Genomic DNA, 8,817 nt, shown 5'->3' with positions numbered 1-8,817 from the left:
ACACCACCCCACGCCCACCATTGATCTCCACCTCCTGCCACTGATACTCCCGCCAGTACCGGCTCAACGACTCCCCCACAAACGCCAGCACCGCCTCCAGCCCATACAGCGTCTCGCGAATGGCGCTGGCCTTGCCGCCACCATCGGCACACAGCTCAACGTCTTCGGACAACAACGCCGCCAACCCCTGGGTCGACCCACTGGCGATGGCGGCATGAAAGGCACTCAGCAGTTCCTGCTGGCGGGACGGTTCCGGTTGGTGGCGGACCTGGGCATTACCCAGGCTGGCCTTGGCACGGGACACCAGTTTGCGGCAGGTGGCCTCCTGAACATCGAGGGCCGCGGCTACTTGTGAGTAGTCCAGGTCAAAGATTTCATACAGCAGATAGGCAGCGCGCTCCTTGGGCGTCAGGCGTTCCAGCAATAGCAGGAACGCGGTGGACAGCGACGAGGCCAGTTCATGGCTCTGTTCGGGGGAGTCGTGGTGCAGGGTGTGGATCGGTTCCGGCAGCCAGGTGCCGATGTAGTCGACCCGGGCGCGGCGGGCGGAGCGCAGCAGGTCGATGCAGTGGCGGGTGCAGGCGGTGGTCAGCCAGGCGGCGGGGTTGGCGATGGAGGCCTGGTCGGCCTCCAGCCATTTGATGAACAGGTCTTGCACCACGTCTTCAGCTTCGGCGCGGGAGCCAAGGAGGCGGTAGGCCAGGCCCAGCAGGAAGCTGCGACGGCTTGCGAACACCGTCGCGTCATCGATTCGATCCATCCTCAGTGCCTCGACACCTGCATGCGATTCCACAGGTTGATCATGCCGATATCGGCCGTCAAGGCGGCGATCTGCGCGTCGCTGAAATGTTCGCGCAGGGCCGCGCGCAGCGGGCCGAAGTCGGTGTCTTCGTGCAGCACGGTGAGGGCTTCGGTCCAGGCCAGGGCGGCGCGTTCGGCGGCGCTGAAGTCGCTGACGTGGCGCCAGACCACCAGGCGGTCCAGACGCTCGTTGCTTTCGCCGTCTTCCCGGGCTTCGCGGGTGTGCATCTTCACGCAGAAGCCGCACTGGTTGATCTGCGAGGCACGCAGCACCACCAGGTGATGCAGCTTGCGATCCAGGCCATGGGCGTCGATCAGGCCGTGAACCTGGCCCAGGCTTTCGAAGATCTCGGGGATGGTTTGCAGCAGGTTGACGGCTTGGGTGGGGTGGCTGGATGTCATGGGGTGGCTCCGTTAATTGAGGGATACATCGACATGACGGGCCAGCCGGGGGGGTTGTGACGGGGTGGCGGAAAAATAATTCGGGCGCCGATAACGCGATTCAATCCACCTGAGGATTCAGCGCATAAAACTCATGCAGCTTGGCCTGCAGCAGCTTCTTGTCCGGCAGTTGGGTCTGGTACTCGGCGATCAAGGCCGGTGAGAGTGAGCGGTTGAGGGCGTACTCGACCACCTCATCGTCCTTGCTGGCGCAGAGCAACACGCCCAGGGCCGGGTTTTCATGGGGTTTGCGCACCTGGCGGTCCAGGGCCTCGAGGTAGAAATTCAGGTTCGAAACGCCCGACCTTGAGCTCAATGGCCACCAGGCAATTCAGTCCGCGGTGGAACAGCAGCAAATCCAGCACGAAATCGCGCCCGCCGACTTGCAGGGGATAGCGCGAGGCGACAAAGCAGAAGTCACGCCCCATTTCGATCAGAAAGTCTTTGAGTTGCCGCACCAGCCCTTGATGCAAGTCGGCTTCGTTATGCCCCTGGGCCAGGTCGAGAAACTCCACCACATAGGCATCCTTGAACACCTGTAGCGCCTCGGGATGAAATTGTCTCAACGCTGTCGAGACTTTTGCCGGGCGGGTCAGCGAGCGTTCAAAGAGGGCTGATTTGATCTGGCGCTCCAGTTCCCGGGTTGACCACCGTTCCTGGATTGTCATGCGCAGATAAAACTCGCGCTCTTCTGGGCGTTTTCCTTGCGCAAGAATGATCAGGTTCTGGGTCCAGGATAATTGTGTCAGCAGTGCTGACACTTTCTCCTCGTCTCGATAAGCCTCATAGAACTGACGCATGCGGAACAGGTTGCGCCGGGTAAACCCTCGCAGCCCCGGCTGCTGCAGCGCCAGATAATCCGCCAGTTGCGGCACCACCCCATCGCCCCACTCCGCCGTCTCGATCTTGCGACTGATATAGGCACCGACCTGCCAATACAACTCCAGCAGCTCGGTATTCACCGCCCGCACCGCGCGTTGGCGCGCGGCGGCGATCATTTGCGCCACTTCGCTGAAGGCCGCATCGGTGGAAGTCGGCTTGGCTCCGGCGGGTTGAGTCATAAACAGGGCTCCGCTTGAAGGATTCAGGTCCTCATCATTGGACCTCCCTCCCTGAACGTGCAGTCAGCCGCTTCTATTTCTATTGAGCGAAATGTCCTGGTTTGCGCAGTGCCAGAGGCGCCGTCACCCCGGCATACACCTGAACCCACTCGCACTGGCCACTTGCTTGCCCTGCCCGTTATACAGCCGCGCCCGCACTTCGGTGCCCAGGGTCGATTCCACCAGTTTGTAATGCTCGCCGGCCTTGAAGCCGCTGTAGCTGACATGCCCGTTGCAGTCTTGCTGGTTGGAGTCGCCGGTGCTGTCTTCGAATACGGTCACGTCCAGGCGGTGGGCGCCGGGGCGGACCTGGAAGTAGCGGCCGTCGTCGACGTTCTTGCCGTCCACGCGTTCGGCCATCAGGTCGCTGGGGGCTTCTTCCTCGAGGCTGATCCAGGCGTCGTTGGGGTCGGCCTTGGGCATCGGGCCGGCGCAGGCGGAAAGCGCCAGCACCAGGCTCAGGGCGGGAATCAGCAGCAGCGGTTTGGCATTCATGGCAGGTACCTCGGCAGTGAGAAGGAACACGGGGTGCGACCGCAAACGCCAGCCGCGCCGGATTGCCATCCAGCTTGTCGAGGCCCGGCAACGAGGACAAATGAATCCCCATGAAGGAAAGTTAAGGCCCAACCTAAAACTTCCTTCACCTGGCTGAAAGCCGCGTGTTAGGTGGGTCGCCGGAGACTGCCGAGCCTCGTTTCCGTCTCGGAGGTCCACCCCATGCTCGGGCTGGTCAAGACCGCTCTGCTCAAGCCCTACACGTTTATCGTGCTGGCGATCTTCATCTGCATCATCGGGCCGCTGGCAGCCCTGCGTACGCCCACCGACGTGTTCCCGGACATCGGCATCCCGGTGGTGGCGGTGGTCTGGCAGTACAACGGCTTGTCGCCGGACGCCATGGCCGGCCGGGTGATCTACACCTACGAGCGCTCGCTGAGCACCACGGTCAACGATATCGAGCACATCGAGTCGCAGTCGCTGCCGGGCATGGGGATCGTCAAGATCTTCTTCCAGCCGGGGGTGGACATCCGCACCGCCAACGCCCAGGTCACCGCGGTGTCGCAGACGGTGCTCAAGCAGATGCCGCCGGGCATCACCCCACCGCTGATCCTCAACTACAGCGCCTCGACGGTGCCGATTCTGCAGATGGCGTTTTCCAGCCCGACCCTGTCCGAAGCGAAGATTCGCGACCTGGTGCAGAACAATATCCGCCTGCCCCTGAGCGCCCTGCCGGGCCTGGCGATGCCCACGCCCATGGGCGGCAAGCAGCGGCAAATCACCCTCGACCTCGATCCCCAGGCGCTGGCGGCCAAGGGCCTGTCCGCCCAGGACGTGGGCAACGCCCTGGCGGCGCAGAACCAGATCATCCCGGTGGGCACCACCAAGCTGGGTGGCAATGAATACACGGTGCTGCTGAACAACAGCCCGAGCGCCATCGACGAGCTCAACGACCTGCCGATCAAGACCGTCGACGGCGCCTTGATCACCATCGGCCAGGTGGCCCACGTGCGTGACGGCTCGCCGCCGCAGACCAATATCGTGCGGGTCGACGGCCACCGCGCGGTGCTGATGCCGGCCCTGAAGAACGGCAATATCTCGACCCTGGCCATCGTCGACGGCATCCGCCAGATGCTGCCGCGCATCGATGAGACCCTGCCGCCAGCGCTGAAGACTTCGCTCTTGGGCGACGCCTCGGTGTTCGTCAAGCAGTCGGTGGGCAGCGTGGCCCAGGAGGGCATCATCGCCGCGCTGCTGACCAGCGCGATGATCCTGCTGTTCCTCGGCAGTTGGCGCTCGACCCTGATCATCGCCGCCTCGATTCCCCTGGCGGTGCTCGCCGCCATCGCCCTGCTGGCCGCCAGCGGCCAGACCCTCAACGTCATGACCCTGGGCGGCCTGGCCCTGGCGGTGGGAATTCTGGTGGACGACGCCACGGTGACCATCGAGAACATCAACTGGCACCTGGAACAGGGCAAGACGGTCAAGGAGGCCATCCTCGACGGCGCCAAACAGATCGTCGGCCCGGCGTTCGTCTCGCTGCTGTGCATCTGCATCGTCTTCGTGCCGATGTTCCTGCTGCAGGGCATCGCCGGCTACCTGTTCCGGCCCATGGCCCTGGCGGTGATCTTCGCCATGGCCAGCTCCTTCCTGCTGTCGCGGACCCTGGTGCCGACCCTGGCCCTGTACCTGCTCAAGCCCCACGTGCCGGAAGCCGGCCCTGGCCATCACCCGGAAGATGCCTTCATCAACCACCACGAAGGCGAGCAGCACGCCCCGCCCCGGCATGCCCTGGTGCGCGCCCTGCTGGGGTTCCAACAAGGCTTCGAGCGGCGTTTTTCCAATGTGCGCGACACCTACCACGGCCTGCTGCGACTGGCCTTGGCCAGGCGTCGGCCGTTCCTCCTGGGTTTTCTGGCCTGTGTGCTGGCCTCCTTCGCCCTGCTGCCGAGCCTGGGCCAGGACTTCTTCCCCGCCACCGATGCCGGGGCCCTGGCCTTGCATGTGCGCCTGCCCCTGGGCACGCGGATCGAGGAAAGCGCGGCGGCCTTCGACCGCATCGAAGCGCGGATCCGCGAGGTGATCCCGCCCGAGGAGCTGGACAGCGTGATCGACAACATCGGCATCCCCCTGAGCGGCATCGACATGGCCTACAGCAACAGCGGCACCATCGGCCCCCAGGATGGCGATATCCAGGTCACCCTCAAGCCCGGCCACGCCCCCACCGCCGATTACGTGAAGCGCTTGCGCGAGGCCTTGCCGGAGAGTTTCCCCGGTAGCCAGTTCGCCTTCCTGCCGGCGGACATCAGCAGCCAGATCCTCAATTTCGGCGCACCGGCCCCGCTGGACGTGAAGATCTCCGGGCCTGACGATGCGGCCAACCGCGCCTATGCCCTGGAGCTGCAACGGCGCCTGCGCCACGTGCCGGGCATCGCCGACTTGCGCCTGCAGCAGTCCACCGGCTATCCGTCGCTGGCGGTCAAGGTCGATCGCCTGCGGGCCAACGGCCTGGGGATCACCGAGCGCGACGTGACCAACAGCATGGTCGCCTCCCTGGCCGGCAGCTCCCAGGTGGCGCCGACCTTCTGGCTCAACCCGAAGAACGGCGTGTCCTACTCCATCGTCGCCGCCACCCCGCAGTACCGCCTGGACAGCCTGCCAGCCCTGGAGGCCTTGCCGGTCACCGGCAGCAACGGCCAGGCGCAGATCCTCGGTGGCCTGGCGAATATCTCCCGCGTTGACAGCCCGGCGGTGGTCAGCCACTACAACATCCAGCCGACCCTGGACCTGTACGCCAACGTCCAGGGCCGCGACCTGGGCGCCGTGGCCCACGACATGCAACAGGTGCTGGACGACGCCGCGACCCTGCGGCCCAAGGGCGCCACGGTCAGCCTGCACGGGCAAATCGATGCCCTGCACCAGGCCTTCAGCGGCCTGAGCCTGGGGCTGCTGGGGGCGGTGGTGCTGATCTACCTGCTGATCGTGGTCAACTTCCAATCCTGGCTCGACCCGCTGGTGATCATCAGCGCGCTACCGGCGGCCCTGGCCGGCATCGTCTGGATGCTGTTCTTGAGCGGCACCTCGTTGTCGGTGCCGGCGCTGACCGGGGCCATCCTGTGCATGGGGGTGGCCACCGCCAACTCGATCCTGGTGGTGAGCTTCTGCCGCGAGCGCCTGGCGGAACACGGCGATGCCCTGCTGGCCGCCCTGGAAGCCGGCTACACGCGCTTTCGCCCGGTGTGCATGACCGCCCTGGCGATGATCATCGGCATGCTGCCCCTGGCCCTGCCCGAGGAGCAGAACGCGCCCCTGGGCCGGGCGGTGATCGGCGGCCTGCTGCTGGCCACCGTCGCCACCCTGATCTTCGTCCCCGTGGTCTTCAGCCTGGTCCACGGTCGCCGTTCCCACCCCGCTGTCGCTGGAGAAACCACCCATGTCGCCTGACCACACCCCTTCGCGCAAACGCCTGATGCTGCTGGGCATCGGCGGCTTGAGCCTGGCCGCCCTGCTGGTGGCCAGCGGCCTGGCCGCGCGCACCCGGCATGAGCGGGCCGTCGCCGCCTGGACCGAAACCGCCGCCGTGCCCCAAGTGCTGGCGGTGCAACCACAACCCAACGCCCAGGGCGACAGCCTGCGCCTGCCGGCCCACCTGGAAGCCTGGAGCAAGGCGCCGATCCACGCCCGGGTCAGCGGCTACCTCAAGGACTGGAGCGCCGACATCGGCACCCAGGTCGCCGCCGGCCAGGTGCTGGCCCATATCGACAGCCCCGACCTGGACCAGCAAGTGGCCCAGGCCCGGGCACGGATGCTCCAGCAGCAAGCCACCGCGCGGCTGGCGCAGACCACCGCCGAGCGCTGGCAGAACCTGGTGGCCAGCCACTCGGTATCGCGCCAGGAAGCCGACGAAAAACGCGCCAACGCCACCGCCGCCCAGGCCAGTGCCGCAGCGGCCGCCGCCGACTATGCGCGGCTCTCGGCGCTGGAGGGCTACAAGACCATTCGTGCGCCGTTCGCCGGCACTCTCACCGCCCGCCACACCGACATCGGCCAGTTGATCAAGGCCGACGACGACAGCGTTCCGCAACTGTTCGACCTGTCCGATACCCACAAGCTGCGGCTGTACGTGCCCATTCCGCAGAACTACGCCAGCGTGATCCGCCCCGGCCTCACGGCCCGGCTGACGGTGCCCGAGCACCCCGGCCAGCAGTTCAGCGCGCAACTGGTGGGCGACTCCACCGCCATCGATCCGCGCTCCGGCACGCTGCTGGCGCAGTTCGTCGCCGCCAACCCCGACGGTGCCCTGCATCCTGGCGACTACGCCGAAGCAAGCCTGGCGCTGGCGGCCGACACCCATGGCCTGAGCATCCCCGCCAGCGCCCTGATCTTCCGCGCCCAGGGCACTCAGGTGGCGCTCATCGACAGCGCAAAACACGTGCACCTGCGCAGCATCCATATCGGCCTGGACCTGGGCGACCGCCTGGTGATCGACCAGGGCCTGCAAGCCACGGATCAGGTCATCGACAACCCGCCCGATGCCCTGCGCGAAGGCGACCTGGTGCAACTGGCCGACGCCGGAGGTGCCCATGTGCCCAAGGCTTAAGCCCCTCGCCGCGCTGGTGCTGCTGGCGCTGCACGGCTGCTCCCTGGCGCCGCATTACCAGGCGCCGGAGGTGGCGTTGCCAGCGCAGTTTCGTGAACAGAGCGCCGCCGGGCCCTGGCACCCGGCCACGCCCCAGGTCCTCGACGCGCACTGGTGGCGGCTCTACCACGACCCACAACTCGACGACCTGCAACAGCGCCTGCTCCAGGCTAACCCGGACCTCGCCGCGGCCCTGGCCCACTACGACGGCGCCCAGGCCTACGCCAGCCAGCTGCATGCCGGGCTGTTCCCGCAGATCAGCGCCAGCGCCCAGCCCTTGCGCCAGCGCCAATCGGACAGCCGACCGCTGCGCGGCGGCAGCCAACCCTCGGTGTACAACAGCAACAGCGCGGGCTTTACATTGGATTTCGACCTCGACCTCTGGGGCCGGCTGCGCAACCAGGCGCTGGCGGGCGATGCCCAGGCCCAGGCGTCCGGTGATGACCTGGCGGCGGCGCGCCTGAGCCTGCAACGCCAGCTGGCATCGCTCTATGTGCAGCTGATCGGCCTGGACGCGCAAAGCCGGATTCTCAGCCGCTCCCTGGAGGACTACGGCCAGGCCCTGCAACTGACCCGTGACCGCTACCAGGGGCAGATCGCCTCGGAGCTGGACCTGACCCGGGCCCAGAGCCAGCTGGCCAATGCCGAGGCCGACCTGGACGAAGTCCGGGCCCAGCGCAACCTCACGGAACACGCCATCGGCGAGCTGGTGGGCGAACCGGCCAGCCAGTTCCGCCTGGCGCCCTCGGAACAACTGCTGGGCCTGCCGGAAGTCCCCCGGCAACTGCCCAGCAGCCTGCTGCAACGCCGGCCGGACATCGCCGGCGCCGAACGCCGGGTATTCGCCGCCAATGCCGGCATCGGCGTGGCGCGAGCGGCCTGGTACCCGAATTTCAGCCTGACCGGCATGCTCGGTGGGCAAACCCAGGGCGTAGGTAATCTGCTGTCGGCGGGCAATCGTTATTGGGCCTTGGGGCCCTTGGTGAACCTGCCGATCTTTAATGGCGGACGACTGAGCGCCAATGAACGCCAGGCCCATGCCGAGTTTGAAGAGGCCGCCGCCCATTACCGTGGGCAAGTGCTGCGAGCGGTGCGCGAGGTGGAAGACAACCTGGGGCAACTACGGGATTTGCGCCAGGAAGCGCTGGATCAGCAGGCGGCGGTGAATGCGGCGCTGCACACCCAGTCCCTGGCGATGAACAGCTATCAAGCGGGGGCAGTGAGTTATCTGGATGTGGTCACTGCGCAGACCGCGGCCTTGCAGGCCCAGCGGGGGTTGCAGGCGGTGCGGACAAGGGAGTTGCAGGCGAGTGTGGGGTTGGTGGTGGCGTTGGGTGGGGG

6 protein-coding genes and 1 pseudogene are annotated in these 8,817 nt (G+C 66.3%); 3 read left to right on the top strand and 4 right to left on the bottom strand.

Annotated elements, in window-relative coordinates; translation table 11 throughout:
* From AC3WK8_RS31770 to AC3WK8_RS31755, 4 genes and pseudogenes are all read right to left on the bottom strand, one after another.
* The coding region (locus AC3WK8_RS31770) for a sigma-70 family RNA polymerase sigma factor (RefSeq protein WP_103327146.1) at positions 1-760 on the bottom strand (760 nt) is incomplete at its 3' end.
* Between the two features lie 2 nt (positions 761-762).
* Positions 763-1,203 (bottom strand): carboxymuconolactone decarboxylase family protein, encoded by a 441-nt coding sequence (locus AC3WK8_RS31765; protein ID WP_103327144.1) that lies wholly within the window; start codon positions 1,201-1,203, stop codon positions 763-765.
* Positions 1,204-1,303: 100 nt separating this feature from the next.
* A pseudogene (locus AC3WK8_RS31760) lies at positions 1,304-2,303 on the bottom strand (PDDEXK nuclease domain-containing protein).
* 123 nt (positions 2,304-2,426) lie between these two features.
* Positions 2,427-2,837 carry a PA0061/PA0062 family lipoprotein gene (locus AC3WK8_RS31755; RefSeq protein ID WP_103327142.1) on the bottom strand — a complete coding sequence of 137 codons (411 nt, stop codon included), beginning with the start codon at positions 2,835-2,837 and terminating at the stop codon, positions 2,427-2,429.
* A gap of 222 nt (positions 2,838-3,059) precedes the next feature.
* Between AC3WK8_RS31755 and AC3WK8_RS31750 the strand changes: the two genes are divergently transcribed.
* The 3 genes from AC3WK8_RS31750 to AC3WK8_RS31740 form a co-directional block, all read left to right on the top strand.
* The gene (locus AC3WK8_RS31750; RefSeq protein ID WP_103327140.1) at positions 3,060-6,281 is read left to right on the top strand and encodes an efflux RND transporter permease subunit; all 3,222 of its coding nucleotides are present in this window, start codon (positions 3,060-3,062) and stop codon (positions 6,279-6,281) included.
* Positions 6,271-7,437 carry an efflux RND transporter periplasmic adaptor subunit gene (locus AC3WK8_RS31745; RefSeq protein ID WP_103327138.1) on the top strand — a complete coding sequence of 389 codons (1,167 nt, stop codon included), beginning with the start codon at positions 6,271-6,273 and terminating at the stop codon, positions 7,435-7,437. The genes AC3WK8_RS31750 and AC3WK8_RS31745 overlap by 11 nt, the downstream gene beginning before the upstream one ends.
* On the top strand, positions 7,421-8,817 hold a 1,397-nt coding region (locus tag AC3WK8_RS31740), incomplete at its 3' end, for an efflux transporter outer membrane subunit (protein ID WP_103327149.1). The genes AC3WK8_RS31745 and AC3WK8_RS31740, both read left to right, overlap by 17 nt.

The sequence above is a fragment of the Pseudomonas sp. FW507-12TSA genome (genome assembly GCF_058781435.1).
This window is presented reverse-complemented; position numbering and strand designations above follow the sequence as displayed.